The organism is Paenibacillus sp. SC116, from assembly GCF_024733555.1.
Taxonomy (GTDB): Bacteria; Bacillota; Bacilli; order Paenibacillales; family Paenibacillaceae; genus Paenibacillus_B.
On sequence record NZ_JANIOF010000004.1, the window covers coordinates 89,479 to 105,850 of the forward strand.

14 protein-coding genes and 2 pseudogenes are annotated in these 16,372 nt (G+C 40.6%); all 16 read left to right on the top strand.

Going from position 1 to position 16,372, the window contains the following annotated elements; all coding sequences use genetic code 11:
• The first annotated feature begins 3 nt into the window (after positions 1 to 3).
• The 16 genes and pseudogenes from NQ117_RS16635 (at position 4) to NQ117_RS16700 (ending at position 16,263) form a co-directional block, all read left to right on the top strand.
• On the top strand, positions 4 to 8,313 hold the full coding sequence (locus NQ117_RS16635; RefSeq protein ID WP_258279151.1) for a polymorphic toxin-type HINT domain-containing protein: 8,310 nt from the start codon (positions 4 to 6) through the stop codon (positions 8,311 to 8,313).
• Between the two features lie 444 nt (positions 8,314 to 8,757).
• The gene (locus NQ117_RS24235; RefSeq protein WP_483874618.1) at positions 8,758 to 8,877 is read left to right on the top strand and encodes an RHS repeat-associated core domain-containing protein; all 120 of its coding nucleotides are present in this window, start codon (positions 8,758 to 8,760) and stop codon (positions 8,875 to 8,877) included.
• Between the two features lie 14 nt (positions 8,878 to 8,891).
• Positions 8,892 to 9,260: a DUF7674 family protein gene (locus tag NQ117_RS16640; protein WP_258279152.1), complete on the top strand. Its 369-nt coding sequence runs from the start codon at positions 8,892 to 8,894 to the stop codon at positions 9,258 to 9,260.
• A gap of 268 nt (positions 9,261 to 9,528) precedes the next feature.
• Positions 9,529 to 9,834 carry a hypothetical protein gene (locus NQ117_RS16645; protein WP_258279153.1) on the top strand — a complete coding sequence of 102 codons (306 nt, stop codon included), beginning with the start codon at positions 9,529 to 9,531 and terminating at the stop codon, positions 9,832 to 9,834.
• Between the two features lie 278 nt (positions 9,835 to 10,112).
• Positions 10,113 to 10,646: pseudogene (locus NQ117_RS16650) on the top strand (polymorphic toxin-type HINT domain-containing protein); the annotation flags it as partial.
• Between the two features lie 251 nt (positions 10,647 to 10,897).
• The gene (locus NQ117_RS16655; protein ID WP_375163083.1) at positions 10,898 to 11,662 is read left to right on the top strand and encodes a polymorphic toxin-type HINT domain-containing protein; all 765 of its coding nucleotides are present in this window, start codon (positions 10,898 to 10,900) and stop codon (positions 11,660 to 11,662) included.
• Entirely contained in the window at positions 11,659 to 12,030 is a 372-nt protein-coding gene (locus NQ117_RS16660; RefSeq protein ID WP_258279154.1) for a DUF7674 family protein, read from the top strand. The genes NQ117_RS16655 and NQ117_RS16660 overlap by 4 nt, the downstream gene beginning before the upstream one ends.
• Before the next feature lie 202 nt (positions 12,031 to 12,232).
• Positions 12,233 to 12,476: pseudogene (locus NQ117_RS24070) on the top strand (hypothetical protein); the annotation flags it as partial.
• Positions 12,462 to 12,662: a hypothetical protein gene (locus NQ117_RS16665; RefSeq protein WP_375163093.1), complete on the top strand. Its 201-nt coding sequence runs from the start codon at positions 12,462 to 12,464 to the stop codon at positions 12,660 to 12,662. The pseudogene NQ117_RS24070 and the gene NQ117_RS16665, both read left to right, overlap by 15 nt.
• Before the next feature lie 15 nt (positions 12,663 to 12,677).
• A complete protein-coding gene (locus NQ117_RS16670; RefSeq protein WP_258279156.1) occupies positions 12,678 to 13,064 on the top strand; it encodes a WapI family immunity protein in 387 nt (128 codons plus the stop codon).
• 300 nt (positions 13,065 to 13,364) lie between these two features.
• Positions 13,365 to 13,703 carry an EndoU domain-containing protein gene (locus NQ117_RS16675; protein WP_258279157.1) on the top strand — a complete coding sequence of 113 codons (339 nt, stop codon included), beginning with the start codon at positions 13,365 to 13,367 and terminating at the stop codon, positions 13,701 to 13,703.
• Between the two features lie 20 nt (positions 13,704 to 13,723).
• Positions 13,724 to 14,071 (top strand): hypothetical protein, encoded by a 348-nt coding sequence (locus tag NQ117_RS16680; protein ID WP_258279158.1) that lies wholly within the window; start codon positions 13,724 to 13,726, stop codon positions 14,069 to 14,071.
• Between the two features lie 427 nt (positions 14,072 to 14,498).
• Positions 14,499 to 14,996: a hypothetical protein gene (locus NQ117_RS16685; protein ID WP_258279159.1), complete on the top strand. Its 498-nt coding sequence runs from the start codon at positions 14,499 to 14,501 to the stop codon at positions 14,994 to 14,996.
• Positions 14,997 to 15,108: 112 nt separating this feature from the next.
• On the top strand, positions 15,109 to 15,243 hold the full coding sequence (locus NQ117_RS16690) for a hypothetical protein (RefSeq protein WP_258279160.1): 135 nt from the start codon (positions 15,109 to 15,111) through the stop codon (positions 15,241 to 15,243).
• A gap of 335 nt (positions 15,244 to 15,578) precedes the next feature.
• Entirely contained in the window at positions 15,579 to 15,884 is a 306-nt protein-coding gene (locus NQ117_RS16695) for a hypothetical protein (protein WP_258279161.1), read from the top strand.
• A 4-nt stretch (positions 15,885 to 15,888) separates the two neighbouring features.
• On the top strand, positions 15,889 to 16,263 hold the full coding sequence (locus tag NQ117_RS16700; protein WP_258279162.1) for a barstar family protein: 375 nt from the start codon (positions 15,889 to 15,891) through the stop codon (positions 16,261 to 16,263).
• Positions 16,264 to 16,372: the final 109 nt, after the last annotated feature.

Consider the following 16,372-nt stretch of genomic DNA (forward strand, 5'->3'; position numbering starts at 1 on the left):
TCTATGAAATCTAGCTTAACTCGCTGGCTTGTGCTTAGTGTCAGCATGTTGATTATTTTACTGATTGGTATGCCGCAGGCAGCTTACGCGGCTGACTATACATACAATCTTTCTCCAGGGGGATCCGCTGAGGTCAGCTCCAAAGATGGTAAATCGATAACGGCCAAAATGAAAGGGCCTACCTATGATTATGCGGAAACGAGTGCGACGAAAGGGGTAATTGGATACGGTAGAAGTAAGCGGTCATCTTCTCGTATGGTGACCGGTGATGAACGACTGACGATTACGAATACATCAAATGATACCGTTACGATAACGGTAGATGATAGTAAAGCGAGCATCTATTATTCATCAACTCCTGCGCTTGTGAATAAGTGGCTGCAGCCAGGTGACAGTGCGGAAATTTCGAACAAAGGAATAACGGACGAATATTTTCATGTCGATGGTAAAAATGATCACGCGGACTATGATGAAAATAATGCGCTAATTTCTTTTGATGAGAATCATTCAGGCGGCCAAATGAGTCTTAAAATGGGTCGGAAGATTGCGATAACGAACCGTGATAAAGAGGCCATTGAAATCTATGCTCCGTATTTCAGCTTTAAAATGGAAACAAGGCTGAAACCCGCTGTGTTCCATAAATATATTGCGACGAATCAAACGTTGGAACTCAATAAAAGAGATGGCAGTGATTTTTACATTTACCTGAGAGTACCTAAAGGAACAAGGCAGTATGATTATGTTTCTTATTTGAACAGTGAATTAAAAGGTTATGGTAGCTCCTCGAATACGAATTGGAGAATTAGTGAAAAAGAGAAGTTTGTTATTACGAATAAAGCCAGTGAGCTTCTAGAAGTTTATGGTCCTACTGACGGTTTTCATCTCTATGACAGAGATGACTATGCGATGGAAACGAAGGTACTGAAAAAAGGGGAGAGTATGCAGATTACCAATACATCTGCTGAATCCCGTTCGCTTACCCTTAGGGGAACCTATGATTTTGCTGAGTACGATATTCATGGCAAAGTCGTTGATTTTGAAAAAGGAGCATTTTCTAGTAGCAAATCTATCGGTGCCAGCAACAAAATGGTGATCACGAATAATAGTGCATCAGATATGGAAATAGTTGCTCCAAAACAGGGGTTTACCTATGTATCAAGCCCAAATCCTGCTCTAGTCGTCAAAGAAATAGCTCCCAATCAAAGTATAGCAGGCGCTAATGGAACGACAGGACGAGCATCCATTAAGCTGAACGGTCTGTTTGACTATGCGACGTATGATACGTTAGGTATGATTCAAACTTATAATCAAAATCGAAGTATTGCTCAACTCTATGTGGATTCCATGGAGAGATTCGCATTAACGAATGTTGGCTCTGCACCAGCACATATGTACACGGCTTACGATGCTTTTGTTTTCACTAAGCGTGATAAGCCTGTCAGCTTCAGTAAGAGACTTGCTGTTGGTGAGACGCTGAAAGCGACGAATAAAGCAACAAAGAGCTTTACGGTAACAGCTAATGATCAGCATCACTATGCGATTTATAGTGGACAAAATAAGGTTGAGAAATTTGGTCGTCTGTTAATCGGAGATACCTACAGTGTGGCCGCAGCGGAGCATATCGTACTCACAAATAGCGGTGCTGCGAATTTGACCATTTCCGGAGCTGAAGATGCATTTATACTTTCGGAACAAGTAGATCCAGCTTTGTATAAAGGCTATTTGCCTGTTGGTTCAAGCTCCCGAATTACGAGTACCACACCTGGTAACTTCAATCTGGATATCGAAGGAACCTATGATCAAGCGAGCTATAAACAGGATGGAGCATTGCGTTCCTTTGATCGACTGCGTTCATCGAAATCTTTGCTGTTGTATGGTGGAGAAAGAATAACCATTACAGGAGCAGGTACGGCAATGCTGCAATGGTTTGCGCCGTATGAAGCAGTAAGCGTTCAAGCTAGTGAGACGCCTGCACTTGCCCTGCGCAAGCTGACAGCAGAGCAAAGTGTTGAATTTACGAACAAAACGGTTCGAAGTGAGAACATTAACTTTACAGGCAACTATGACATGATGGACTATGAAGCAGATGGAGCACCGGGTACCTATGCGCGGGATCGCAGCATCAACTATCGTAGTGTGGAGGCCGGACAGCGTATTGCTGTCATGAGTCGACAGCCAGAACCGATTGAAGTATATGGTGCCTATGAAGTCTTTACGATTAAAGATCGAAAGCACCCCGTTACGTTCAAGCACAAGCTGCCAGCAGCAGCGAGTCTAGAGCTGACGAATACATCGAATAAGGCCTTTTCCATCTACAATGAAGGAAATTATAACTTTGCCCTGTATGATGTTAAAGGGAATGTAGCTGACGTAGAACGCAGCTATAAGAGCAAGTCCAAGCTTGTGAGCAGTGGTAACCGACTTGCGCTGACGAACTCGTTAGCGACGAATACGATTATCGAAGGGCCATATGATGTGTTCCAAGTGAAGGAACGCGCTTTGCCAGCCATATTTGAGTATGAACTGAAGCCTGGGGCAAGCATGGAAGCAACATTGACGAGTACGCCGTCTGCTGAAGTGAAGATGACAGGCATCCATGATATGGCGAAGTATGATCCGCAAGGCAAGCTTACTTACTATCAAAATAATCGCAAGACGATAACGACGGAGAAACTTGTTCATGGCGAAAAAGCAGCTGTACAAAATAGCGATGTACAACCGATTATCGTCTATGGAGCTTATGATCCATTCCGTGTTCAAGTACGTGAGAATCCGGTAACGTTTAAGCGACATCTTCAAGCAGATGATACGATCAAGCTGCGTAATAAGCTGAATAAAATGATGTATGTCGATTTCGAGGGTACGTATGACTTTGCTCAATACAATGCGGAAGGCGAAGTTTCTACTTACTATTCTAATCAAGCTGGAACTACCAAATCGATTCATGATCAATACAAAATGGTTGTATCTCCAACGATTGGACAGTCTGTCACGGTATCAGGGGCATTCGATGCGTTTGAGATTGTGAATCACAAGGATCGGGCTGTAACGATCAAGACGATGCAGCCAATGGATACGATCTCGTTCTATAACATTTCAGCTGGTCCGTTTGCTCCTAGAGCTGACGCACAATATGAGTATCAAATTTTCGATGCTGCTGGAACATTGCAGTCTTCCGGTAAGGCTGGCGGCGGCTTGGCGAAATCATTTGATTCAACGGAACGTAAAGTGATCACGAATGCACAAGCGGTTCCTATTACTGTTGAATTGCCGACAGATGCGATCCGTTGGGCTGCGGATCCCAATCAATTTTTCCTTAAGCTCCTCTCAGGGAACAGCATTGAGGTAACGAATGCGACAAATGCTCCACAGGAGCTGACCGTACGAGGAAAATATGATATTGCCGTCTATGATGGACAAGGTAAGGCAGTTCGTTATAGTAAGGATGCTTTGCAAGAATCGATTGAAGTATTGCCTGGTCAGCGAGTCGTGTTAACAAGTACGAAAGTTAACGGGACAGTCGTGACAGGTAACAAAAACGAGCTGAAAGTAGTTCCCGTAGATACGCCTGCGCTTGTTCATGCACAAGTGGGCATCGGTAAAGTACTGGAAGCTGCGAATATTAGCACTGAACAACGTGCACTGACGATTGTAGGTGACTTCAAATACCGTATTCTGCAGCAGCCGGAACAAATCGGCTATAGTCCGATGACGATCCCTGCTGGACAGACGGTGACGATCCGAAGTTCAGACGCGACAATGATTAGTGCTTACGCGCCATATGACTTCTTCCGTTTCGTAGAAAAGGATGCACCACCAGCTCCGATCTCAGGTTCGGCAGGAGCAGATCAAATCGCGAAGCTAGAAGCATCTGACTATGATCCACAGTCATTCCATGCCGATCCGATTGATACGTCAACGGGTGCACAAATTATTAACCGAACGCTGCTAACTGCGCATGGCGCGGTACCAATTCCTTTCCAGACACAGTATCATTCTTTACTTAAAGGTGATGCAGCACTAGGGAAAGCATGGGGCCATAACTATGAGCTTCGACTTGAGGTAAATGAAGCAGGAGACGCATTAAAGATCTACCGCAATGCTTTCCATAGCAATACGTTTAAGCAGCAGGCAGATGGAAGCTATAAGTCTGACGATAAAGCAGTCAAGTTGGATAAAGTCGAGAAACAGGCAGATGGCGGCTATGTGTGGTCGCGCAATAAAGGTACTACCTATCATTTTGATTCAGTCGGTCGTCTTACTGAAATGAAAGATAAGACTGGACAGGGTTTGCAGTTCCAATATGACGCAGGCGGTTTGAAAGCGGTAGTCGATCCATTTACGGGTGCAGCATTAACATTTAGCTATAACGCAAATGGTGATGTTTCTTCTGTAAAAGATCAAGCCAATCGCGAAGTAACATTTGGGTATGATGCTGCTCGCCGATTGACTCAGATTACGGATGCAGCGGGCAGAGTGACGAACTATGCCTATGATGCGCAGGACCGCATCGTTTCAGCGGAAAGTGAAGGTACGAAGCTATTCGTGAACGAATACGATAGCGAAGGCCGTGTCGTGAAACAGCAGGATGCGCTTGCTGGCAGCAAGCCGACATTGTTTGCTTACCAAGAAGCAGACGGGAAGCTTATCACGACCATAACAGACCGCAACGGAGACATCTTCAAACGTACGCATAATAGCAGCTATCAGCTGCTTGCTGTTGAAGATGCGCTAGGTCGAACGACTTCCTATACGTATGATGAAGCGGGCAATCGTACAAGTATGACGAATCCGCTGAAGCAAACAGCTCGATATTCGTATGATGAGCGCGGGAACGTAATCAGTGCTGTCGATCATATGAACCAAGCAATTACGATGACGTACGACCAAGCAAATAATTTGCTAACTGCGACAGGACCAGATAAGAAAACGATTGTGAATATGTATGATCAGCATAATCGACTTATTTCCGTTACGGACCCTGAGCAAGGAAAGACAACCTATGCATATGATGCCAATGGATTGCTTCAATCGGTAACCAATGCGCAGGGTAGTCAGTCGCTATACAAATATACGGGCAATCGAGTAAGCACTGTACAGAATAGCGAAGGAGAAACACTCCATCTCGGCTATGATGATGCAGGTCGTCTCGTAAGTGAGAAGGATGAAGCAGGCAATACGACGAAGGTTGTCTATTTGACTGATGATCAGTTATCAACAGAGACGGATGCAATAGGAAATACGATTCGTTACACGTATGACAAGCAAGGATTCTTGGCTAGCACGACAGATGGACGAGGCTTTAAGACGTCCTTCGCCTATGATGGCAATGGCAAGCTCACACAAGTGACAAATGCCAAGAATGAAACAAGTGCGTTTGGATACGATGGAGAAGGCCGATTGAATCGGGTCACGAATCCGCTAGGTAATTTTACGGCGTACCAGCATGATGCCATTGGCAATGTCATTGCGGCTACGAATGCGGAAGGTGAAACCTTCAAGTATGAATATGATGCATTGAACCGTCTTACAGCGGTAGAAGATGCATCTGGTGTCAACGTGTATCGCGTTGCATATGATGCGGCTGGCAATATGAAATCTCAGTCGAACGCGATGAACGAAACGTGGACGTATATGTTCGATGAGAACAATCGCCTTACGCAGTCGATTGATCCGTTACAGCGTCAAACGGCTTACACTTACGACGGTATGAACCGTCTGAATGGCGTAACCGATCCGCTGCAAGGACAAACGATTCAACAATTTGATACACTTGGCCGATTACAAGGATTGACGGATCCAAATGGCAATGCTGCTGGATATACGTATGATCGTATAGGCAGATTGACAGGACAATCCAACGCTTCTGGCGGTAATGAAGCCTATGCTTACAACCCATTAGGTCAGTTAGTCACGTCAACGAATGCACGTTCACAAGTGACGACGTACCATTACGATCCAGCAGGACGTCTGGCTTCATTTACAGACCCAACTGGAGAAGTAACGTATACGCGTGATGAAAATGGCAATGTGGTAGAGCAGAAAGAAAATAACGGAAATGGTATCACTCGTACTTTCGATGAGCTCAATCGCGTGACTCAATACGTAGATCAAGATGGTCAGCGATTGAAGTATGTGTACGATGCTGCGGGTCGATTAACGACACTCATTTATCCAGATGGCAAAGCAGTGAAATACACGTACGATCGTGCAGGACGAATGAAAACCGTAACGGACTGGGCAAATCGCGTAACGACATACAGCTATGATGCGAATGGTCGTCTCATTACGACAGAGCGTCCTAACGGCACACTAGAAAAACGTGAATACAACCCAGCAGGTCGCTTGATCAAGCTTACAGATACACGTGCAGATGGCACGCTCTTGCATGGTTACACGTACACGTATGATGCTGTAGGCAATGTATTGACGGAGCAAGAGTTGGCTGGCGCATCTGTTACAGCCAATGTGTACGGTACTAATGGTACAAGCGGTACGAGCATGTCTGGACAACCTATCATTGATATCAATGGACCAGGTCTTTCCCCAATGACGCAAACGGTGCCAGATGCTGAAATGACCTATACAACGGACAACCGCATGGCAACGTTTAATGGTCAAGCTGTAACGTACGATGCAGATGGAAATCTCATTAATGGACCGCTCGACGGCAGCATGCAGCTGTACACGTATGATGCACGCAATAGGCTCATCGAAGCTGGCGGTGTGAAATACGGTTACAACAGCGACAATATCCGTACTTCGGTCTCGGCAAATGGAGTAACGACCAAGTATGTCGTCAATCCAGAAGCGATGCTGTCGCAAGTGCTGATGGAGACGAATGAACAAGGTCAAGCACAAACGTACTATGTTTATGGTCTAGGATTAATCGGACGTGAAGATACGTCTGGTGGATATGCTACGTATCATTATGACCGTCGTGGAAGCACGAAGGCATTGACGAATCTAGTTGGCGAAGTCACAGATACGTACACATATGGTTACTATGGCGAAGCACTAGGACATAAAGGTGTTACAGAGCAGCCGTTCCGCTACAATGGCCGCGATGGTGTTATGACGGATTCCAATGGTTTGTACCAAATGAGAGCTCGTTACTATCATCCGGAACTGAAGCGCTTCGTGAATCGAGATATTGTAAGAGGTTCGATCGATCAGTCGCAGACGCTGAACCGTTTCGCCTATGTAAATGGCAACCCAATCTCTTATATTGATCCATTTGGACTTAGTAGAGATGGAGATTCGCCGTGGATTCAAGGCGGAGATTTCCTCGTAGATACGATGCCAGGCATCGGTACTGCGAAGGGCTTCCAGCAAGCCTTTAGCGGCTACAACCATATTACGGGCGAGAAGTTATCGACAGCAGAGCGCTGGGCAGAGGGCGTAGGTGCAACAGCCAGCTTTATTCCGATCCCAGGTATGAAGCATGCAGGTAAGTATGTGACCGAAGGTGCCTTCTGGGCAGGAAGCAAAATTAAGAACTTCTTCGGCTGGGGCAGCAAGAAGGTTGATGACGTTGCGTGTAATTGTTTCACCGCAGGCACGAAGGTTCTAACAGACGAAGGGGAGAAACCTATCGAGGAAATCGAGGTAGGTGATAAGGTTCTTGCTAAGTCTGATGAGACTGGAGAAGTGGCATACAAGGAAGTCGTGGGGCTGTTCCAGAAACAGGCTGATAAAATCTATAAGGTTCACATCGGTGATGAGGTCATTGAAGCTACAGCAGAGCATCCTTTCTGGTTGGAAGGTAAGGGATGGGCAGAGGTTAAAGACCTGAAGGTTGGCGACTTGCTTGTTACTAGCGATGGTACTACACTGGCGATAGACAAGATTGAGAAAGAGCCACGAGAAGCAACGGTTTATAACTTTGAGGTTGCGGATTTTCAGTCTTACTTTGTATCTAACTTGGGGATTTGGGTTCATAATTGTGCAGTTAGAGCTAACTATGGGAAATTAATGTATGATGGGGATGGTAATTGGATTTCTACTGCAGGATTAATTTATGGTCAAGGTTCAGCAGAAGGAAATAGAGTCAAGCATGTTCTTGCTCATGGTATCCCTAATCCTACAAAACGTAATCATACTGTTTTTAATGTAGGTAAAGACAAAATTTTAGGTTTGGTTGATGAGGCATGGTCTAATAAAAGTGGAATTATGCCGGTGATGCAGAGCCGTGGAACCATGGTTTATAATATTCCAATGGGCAAAGTAGTGGGTACAAACGGAGAAACTTCCATTAGAATTGTTGTAGACCAAGGAACATCAGATATAGTTACCGCATTCCCGGTTAGATAGGAGTTGAAAATATGCAAGTATACTGTCCCTTTTGTGATGGTTCGGGAGTAGTTTATAAAGCAATAGTAACAAAGTTGAGTAGTTGTATATTTATCTGTGATGAATGTGACACGGTGTGGGAAAATGGTCAAGAAATTATAGAGGGAAATTGTTTGAGCTTCAAATATTACATGACTCCACATGGATTAAAACCTTTATGGAGTGAACTAAGTAATATAGAAAAAGAGTGGGAATAATACTAAAAAGACCTTGAGGGCCACAATCCTCAAGGTCTTTTCGATGCTCCACTCAGTTCTGTAGATCGGGCGAAAATATGCGTTAGATGAATATGCAACGTATCATTATGACTGTCGTGGAAGTACGAAGGTATTAACGAATGCAGTTGGTGAAGTAACAGATACGTACACGTACGGTTACTATGGCGAGGCACTAGGACATCAAGGCGTGACAGAGCAGCCGTTCCGCTACAATGGCCGCGATGTTGTTATGACGGACTCGAATGGTTTGTACCAAATGAGAGCTCGTTACTATCATCCAGAGAATGCAATAAGACAGTTTAAATAGAGGAGTTGGTGGTTATGAGTAAAGAATCGGAAGAATTCTTTAGAATAATGTTAGATTTCTTACCGTCGGCTGAAGATGAGTATAGAGAATCAATCGAGTATTACGGTGAGGTGCTAGAAACTATCATAATTGAGAGAGTATTCATGCCGAAAATAATTAAATTATTGAGCGAGGAAAGAAACATCAATTTGCTAGAAAGTATCTTTAAATATTTTGAAGAAGTATCTACTGATAAAGATGTTCACTTAAAGAGCATTTTTTCAACTACGGTGTTGGAAGTACTCGGAAATGACAGATCGATTTTAGGGACTGCACAGAAGTACATGGGAACCAAAACGATACAACTTCAAATAGAAGCTGATAGAGCATTAGGTAGAATATAGTCAGCACAGACTCATAAGATATTGACGGTTATCAATCATAACCGATTTGGGTTCATAAAACTGCTTACTTAAAAAGAGAAATCGCTGGCAATCATCTGTTCGATAATGGAAATAAGCGTACAGCAGCTGTTATGCAAGAGTTGATGAAAAGAAACCATATTTCAACTGGTGTTAGTGAAGCTGCAATGAAAGATGTTATTTATCAGATTTCAACAGGAAAACTTAAAGATATCTCGGACATTGCAAAAGTGCTAAGGGGATTTTAGATATGGAAATGGATTTTGAAAAGCATAAACAAGAAATATTTCAATTAAGTGAGTCTCTCGATATTAAACTAAATAATGTAGAGGGCATTGATTGTTTTCTCCCTTTTTTTAGAAAAATAGAGGGGGATTCTTCAGTCTTGATAATAAAATTAGACGGTGAACGAGAAGAAAACACCTACACTCTACTTGTCTCAGGAAAATTGCTTGGGCAAGGCGAGTATATTAGAGCGGAGACATCAGACCTTGAAGGTGGATTAAGTTTTATTATTGTTGAGTATGCAAAGAAGGTATGGAATTGGTTTCCATAGGTCAGAATGCTTTTGAAGCCCGTAGTGTAATATATAATCTATAATTTAGAAAAGACCCCGAGGAAGGATATTCTCGGGGTCTTTCTAATCCCAGCAGTGCTGAATGACTCGGGCAGTAGCCCATCAGGACGATATGCAACGTATGACCATCGTGAAGGCACAAAGGTGCAACAGCTGAATGGGAGAAACCTATTGAAGACATTTAGGTAGAAGATGAAGTAATAGAAGCCACAGCAGAACATCCTTTCTGACTAGATGGCAAGGTATGGACTGAGGCCAAAGACCTGAAGGTCGGAGACTTGCTTGTTACGAGTGATGGTTCTAAACTATCGATAGATAAGATTGAGAAAGAACCACGAGTAACAACGGTTTATAACTTTGAGGTTGCGGATTTCCAATCTTACTTTGTTTCTAACCTAGGAGTTTGGGTTCATAATTGTGCGATTAAAGCGAATTATGGAAAATTAACGTATGATGGAAATGGTAAATGGAGCTCTACTGCTGGATTAATCTATGAACCAGGTTCTGTTCATGGTAATAGGGTTAAGCATGTTTTAGCTCATGGTACACCTGATCCCACGAAAGACACTCATACTGTTTTTAATGTATCTAAAAACGAAATATTAGGTCTGGTAGATGAGGCGTGGTCAAATAAATATAGAATATCTCCTGTTTTACAAAGAAATAGTAGTAATATGTTTTATAATATTCCTATGGGAAGAGTCATTGGTATCAACGGAGAAACTTCTATAAGAATTGTTGTGAAAAAAAATAATCCATCAGTTTTAATAACGGCATTTCCTGTGCGATAGGGGGAGAAACGACGATGCAAGTATATTGTCCATTGTGTGAAGGCCAAGGAGTAGTATATAAAGCTAGAGTTACGAAGTTAAATTGCGTTATTTACATTTGTGATGAATGTGATACGATTTGGCAGAATGGCAACGACATTTCAGAAGAAAGTTGTGCAGGTTTCGATACTTTTATGAGCGAACACAAGCTTCCTCCGCTTTGGAGCGAGCTCAGTAATATTGAGAGAGTGTGGAAGTAAGTTTTTATTTTAATGCCTTGGACGAAATTTGTCCAAGGCATTTTTATAATAATGACGACTGAAGGGGAGAAACCTATTGAAGACATACAAGTCGGAGATATGGTTCTTGCTAAGTCCGATGAGACGGGAGAAGTGGCTTACAAGGAAGTTGTGGGGCTGTTCCAAAAACAGGCTGACGAAATTTATAAAGTTCATATCGGTGATGAAGTCATTGAAGCTACGGCAGAGCATCCATTCTGGCTCAATGGCAAGGGATGGACAGAAGTTAAAGACCTGAACGTTGGCGACTTGCTTGTTACGAGCGATGGTTCTAAACTGGAAATAGATAGGATTAAAAAAGAGTCACGCGAAGCAACGGTTTATAACTTTGAGGTTGCGGATTTTCAGTCGTACTTTGTTTCTAACCTTGGAGTTTGGGTTCATAATTGTGCTGTTAACGGTGTTACTAGACTTTTAAACAATATGCCTGAATTTACTGGTTCTAATAGAGAAAAATTGTTATCTGCTGTTCAAAGTGTAGATCTCAGAGGATTCATAAATGAACTTTATAGACCTGGTGCGAAAGTTGGAGATGGCGGAACTGCTACTATACCTACAAAGGAGTTTTACGCGGGTTCTTCAAAACATCTATTAAAAGCACAGGAACGGTTAGATAATTTAAATAATCTAGTGAAATCCGGGAAACTTAGTCTTAATGATTTAGATATACTTGATGCTTTAAGAGATGATTTAGGGGCAGCAATAAGACTGTTTAACTACAGGAGTCGGTGCTTATGAATAAAAAATCGGAAGAATTCTTAAGAAAAATGCTAGAGTTCTTGCCATCAACTGAGGCTGCGTATAGAGAATCAATTACGTTTAACGGTAATGTGCTAGAAACGGTCATAATTGAGGACATCTTCATGCCTGAAATAATTAAATTATTAAAAGAGGAAAGAAACATTAATCTGTTAGAAAGTATTTTTAAATATTTTGAAGAAGTATCTAATGACGAAGATGCTCACTTAATGAACGTTTTTTCAGTTACGGTTTTGAAAATACTCGGGAATGATAGAACGATTCTAGGGACTGCACAGAAATACATGGGATCTAAAACGATAGACCTTCAAATAGAAGCTGATAGAGATTTAGGTAGGAGAATCTAGTCAGCATAGACTCGTAAATTAGCGATGGGTATTCATCATGGATAACCGTTTTGCTTTATTCCGAGGCAGAGGGGGCCAGTGCTGAATAAATCGGGCGGCAAGTCTTGAATGAATAACCCTCATTAGCTCCCTATCAACTTCCTGCCAAAATCGTGTGCGTACAGCAAAGATGATTGGATTGAATAGTGAAGAGAGGATGACCATGAATAATTATATTTTATCGATTACAAAAAAGTTTGATTATTTTTTTGAAAATAAAGAAATTTCGAATATTATTTATTTACACGATGAGGAAGATAATGAAAGATTAGATCATTGTTATTTTCCTTGAAAAGAACAATGGTGATGTAACAGGTATATTTATTAGAGGCATGAATCCGTTAATTTCACCGAATAGAATTTTTGATTTGGATGATTTCAATTTACTTGCTATTAATGAACAATTGGCAATGAAACAGGTCTTATCAAACCCACTTGAAGGAGCAGAACAGTTAACAAAAGTCACAATGACTGACAAAAGATGGTTGGAGAAAGATGGATGGGTAAAAATGAGTAATAACGTCAATGGAACTGAGATTCATTTTGTGTATAACACAAAAACAGGAGAATTTGACGACTTTAAGTTCAAGTAAAAGGCGGATCAATAAATGGAAGATGTCAATATTATCATGAATACTGAAACCCAGTGTCTTATTGTGGAGCATTTATACACGGTTGAGAATTACCTTACCTTTAATATTCAAGTTAAATCGGGAGGGTTCGCAGGGCAGTCCAATTTTTGTATATCAAAGGAAAAGATTGGAGAGATTATTCAATCGCTAGAGGAAGCATATGAAAAATTATCAGGACGTAGTCAAATTGATGACTACGATTCTGATGCACATCTAGTTATTAAAGCAACAAGATTAGGGAAGGTAACTGTCTCTGGACAAATTGGAGGAAGTCACCAAGAGCATAGCATGCGGTTTGAATTTACTTCCGACCAAACTGTACTGGAGAGACTTATTAACCTGTTTAATGTTCTGATAAGATAATGATATCGATGAAGCAGACCTTGGGGGTGGTAATCCTCAAGGTCTTTTTTATATCGACCTAGTGATGAATGATTTTTCCGGTTGGATGGCAAGGGATGGACTGAGGTCAAAGATCTGAAGGTTGGAGACTTGCTTGTTACGAGTGATGGTTCTAAACTATCGATAGATAAGATTGAGAAAGAACCACGAGTAACAGCAGTTTATAAATAACTTTGAGGTTGCGGATTCCAGTCTTACTTTGTATCTAACCTTGGGATTTGGGTGCATAATTGTAATGTATTAAGGTACAACAGTGAATTTATGGGGCATATATTTCATGGTCGATTGGATGGAAGAAAAGCATCAGGATATCATCATAAAAATATGAATTCTCCCTATACACTATCCAATATAACTAGTAAAGATAGGTTTGGTGTTTATAAAGCTAGCGTTACTTATAACGGCATGTCCAAAACTTCTACTTTTTTTCCTGATAATTGGAACAGAGCAGAGGTACTTAATGCCACAAAAGAAGCTTATAATAGTCTATCTGAAGTTGATTTGCTTAATTGGAATGTTGGGACTACCAGTAGTGGTATGAAGATCAGGATGTTTATAAATAGCACTGGTGAATTGGTAACAGCTTTTCCACACGAATAATGTCTGAAAGGGTGGTTTAAATGAAGTATAAGTACGAAATCATTAATACTAGAAAAGATGGCTCACATTTTAAAAAGATTAAACTGCCAATTGAACTATCTCCTGTAGAAGTAATGTTATATGATATGGAGGGTTTTTCTAATCCAATATTTATCGAACATATCAATGAAGTACTATCAGGAAAGGTGGATTTCAGACAGCATGGTGGAAATATAGTTGATTTAGAGATAAGAAGAGACTTCACCACAGTTTGTAATCTATTTCCTAGAGATAAAGAAGTAGAATGTATTATAGAAACAGAAGAATTACTTAAAATTATTGAACTCTGGATAGATATTAATAGAGATTTATTAAGGGATTTTAACTGATATAAAGGATGATTGTAGCATAATATACTTCAGACCTTGAGGAATTAAATTCCTTAAGGTTTTTCTTTATATAGCTCATCTTGTAGCTAACAAAACAGATTGAAAATAGTGTGACAGGAGTAATATTATGAACGTTGTGGAAGCACGAAGGCATTGACGAAAGAAGCTGGTGGTATTACAGATATGTACACGTAGGTTACTATGGTGATGCCCTAGGACATTAGGGCGTCAAGGAGCGTCCATTCCCTTAGAATGGCTGGGATGGTGTTAGGATGAATTTCAATGGTTTGTATCAATGAGAGCTCGTTACTATCATCCAGAACTGAAACGATTCGTTAACCTAGATGTTAATAGAGGTTTGAGCGATTAGTCGGAGGCAATGGATCTTAATATAATTTTCAAATAATATTTCAGAATGGAGTTCCAAATGTTAAAAGAAATTGCAGAGGTTATGCGTAAGTTTTGTTTAGATGAAATATACTTAACGGGTTTTATAGATTTCGAAGAAAATCAGTTGTCTGAATTTGTTGCCAATCCGGACTATCTTATTTTTGAGTTTGGAGGACAATTGATTAACATTCAATCTATTGAGCAATATTCGAAACTATCTATCACTAAGGTTGATACTATTAAAATAGATATCGATTTGGAAGATGTGATACCAGCAAAATCGAGAATCAGCGGGGTTATCTTTAATAATCCAATGATGGACAATAAAATCGCCAAAATTGAGTTGTTCAACTTAGAGGTAAATAATTGTGAGTTAATATGCGATGCATTAAAATTGATTTTATCTAACAATCAAGAAATATTTTTAGATCCTTCATTTTTAGGTATCAACATTGGTGGTTCTGAAGTAGAAGAGTTATGGAAATATAATCTACCAGACGGATACAATACACAATCAACGATTATTGAATTCTAATAATCTCTTGTTAATTCATTAGACCTCGAGGGTGGAAATCCTCAAGGTCTTTTCTTTCTTGTAAGTGACATATGTCATCTATCATTATGACCGTAGTGGCAGCACAAAGGCATTGACGAATCCAGTTGGAGAAGTAACAGATACGTACACGTATGGTTGCTATGGCGAAGCACTAGGACATCAAGGCGTCATAGAGCAGCCGTTCCGCTACAATGGTCGAGATGGTGTTATGACGGATTCCAAATGAGAGCTCGTTGCTATATCATCCAGAACTGAAGCTTTGAGAAATTACATGATTATGTGGGAATTGATGTTCCAGATTCGTGGATATGGATATCCAGTTTCGTGAAAAAAACTCCAGTGATTTTATTTTTTCATCCAGAGGATGGAAAAGAATATTACAGATTAAATAGTGGAGAGGATTTAGTTTCAATTATCGGTTCTGGCCGGAGAACCATGAGGGATATAAAGTAAGATATAGTTAAATCACAAACAATATGTAAGACCTTGATGGGGAATGTGCCTCTCCTGGGTAGGAAGCAAGAAAAGCAATTGAGTCTAGCTATGATAGTAGGAGGAGCTATGGGACTGGATATTGTATTATTCGATGAAAAAAAAGTAAGGGTTGGGATAATAGAATTACCAAATAGTTTACACGAAGCTATATTCAAGGGTACATCAAATTGGAGCAGCTATATGCAATTAAGAAAAATGAAGGATTACTACAAGACTAACGTTCGGCTTAATCAATCTGAACTTTTTTGCTTTGTGGAAGATTTGAAGCAAGTACGATTATTTATTAACTCTACGTATCATACAAACTTGGATAGCTTAGTGCAATCTTTAAGTAGTGCCAATGTTAAAGCTATACATGTTGGAGGCGATTAAGTATTTGACTTTGAGAGGTAAGCCAGAAATTAGTATTGTATTAGGGGAAATTGATAGAAATTCATCTGCAGTTTTTCTGTTGGATGGTTCAAGTATTTTAAATAAGCATTCTTTTTTTCAAATGGCTAGTCGTATACTTCCACAAGACCCACCATTAATAAGTGATAATTTAGATGCTTTTGTTGATTCGATATCTAGTGGTATTTTAGATTGTGAAGCCAATAAGTTATATATCTTATGGACTTGTGCTGATATTATGGATAATAATGCTCCTGAAGACTTTAAAATGATAATCGAATGCTTTAATGATATTATAATTAGAGTGGCAAAAGAGGAGACGCAATTATTCCTGTTTCTTTTTGGAAGTGAGACTATTTGAAGTAGTAAAGTTAAAGATATATAGTACAATTTTTTTGACCTTGAAGTGAATATTCCTTCAAGGTCATTTCATTATCTGATTACTTGGAGGATTAGTATGTCCCACACTT

Coding starts and splice junctions, on each gene's coding strand:
- NQ117_RS16635 (WP_258279151.1), top strand. CDS start 4: ATGAAATCTAGCTTAACTCGCTGGCTTGTGCTTAGTGTCAGCATGTTG.
- NQ117_RS16640 (WP_258279152.1), top strand. CDS start 8,892: ATGAGTAAAGAATCGGAAGAATTCTTTAGAATAATGTTAGATTTCTTA.
- NQ117_RS16645 (WP_258279153.1), top strand. CDS start 9,529: ATGGAAATGGATTTTGAAAAGCATAAACAAGAAATATTTCAATTAAGT.
- NQ117_RS16655 (WP_375163083.1), top strand. CDS start 10,898: ATGCCTTGGACGAAATTTGTCCAAGGCATTTTTATAATAATGACGACT.
- NQ117_RS16660 (WP_258279154.1), top strand. CDS start 11,659: ATGAATAAAAAATCGGAAGAATTCTTAAGAAAAATGCTAGAGTTCTTG.
- NQ117_RS16670 (WP_258279156.1), top strand. CDS start 12,678: ATGGAAGATGTCAATATTATCATGAATACTGAAACCCAGTGTCTTATT.
- NQ117_RS16675 (WP_258279157.1), top strand. CDS start 13,365: ATGGGGCATATATTTCATGGTCGATTGGATGGAAGAAAAGCATCAGGA.
- NQ117_RS16680 (WP_258279158.1), top strand. CDS start 13,724: ATGAAGTATAAGTACGAAATCATTAATACTAGAAAAGATGGCTCACAT.
- NQ117_RS16685 (WP_258279159.1), top strand. CDS start 14,499: ATGTTAAAAGAAATTGCAGAGGTTATGCGTAAGTTTTGTTTAGATGAA.
- NQ117_RS16695 (WP_258279161.1), top strand. CDS start 15,579: ATGGGACTGGATATTGTATTATTCGATGAAAAAAAAGTAAGGGTTGGG.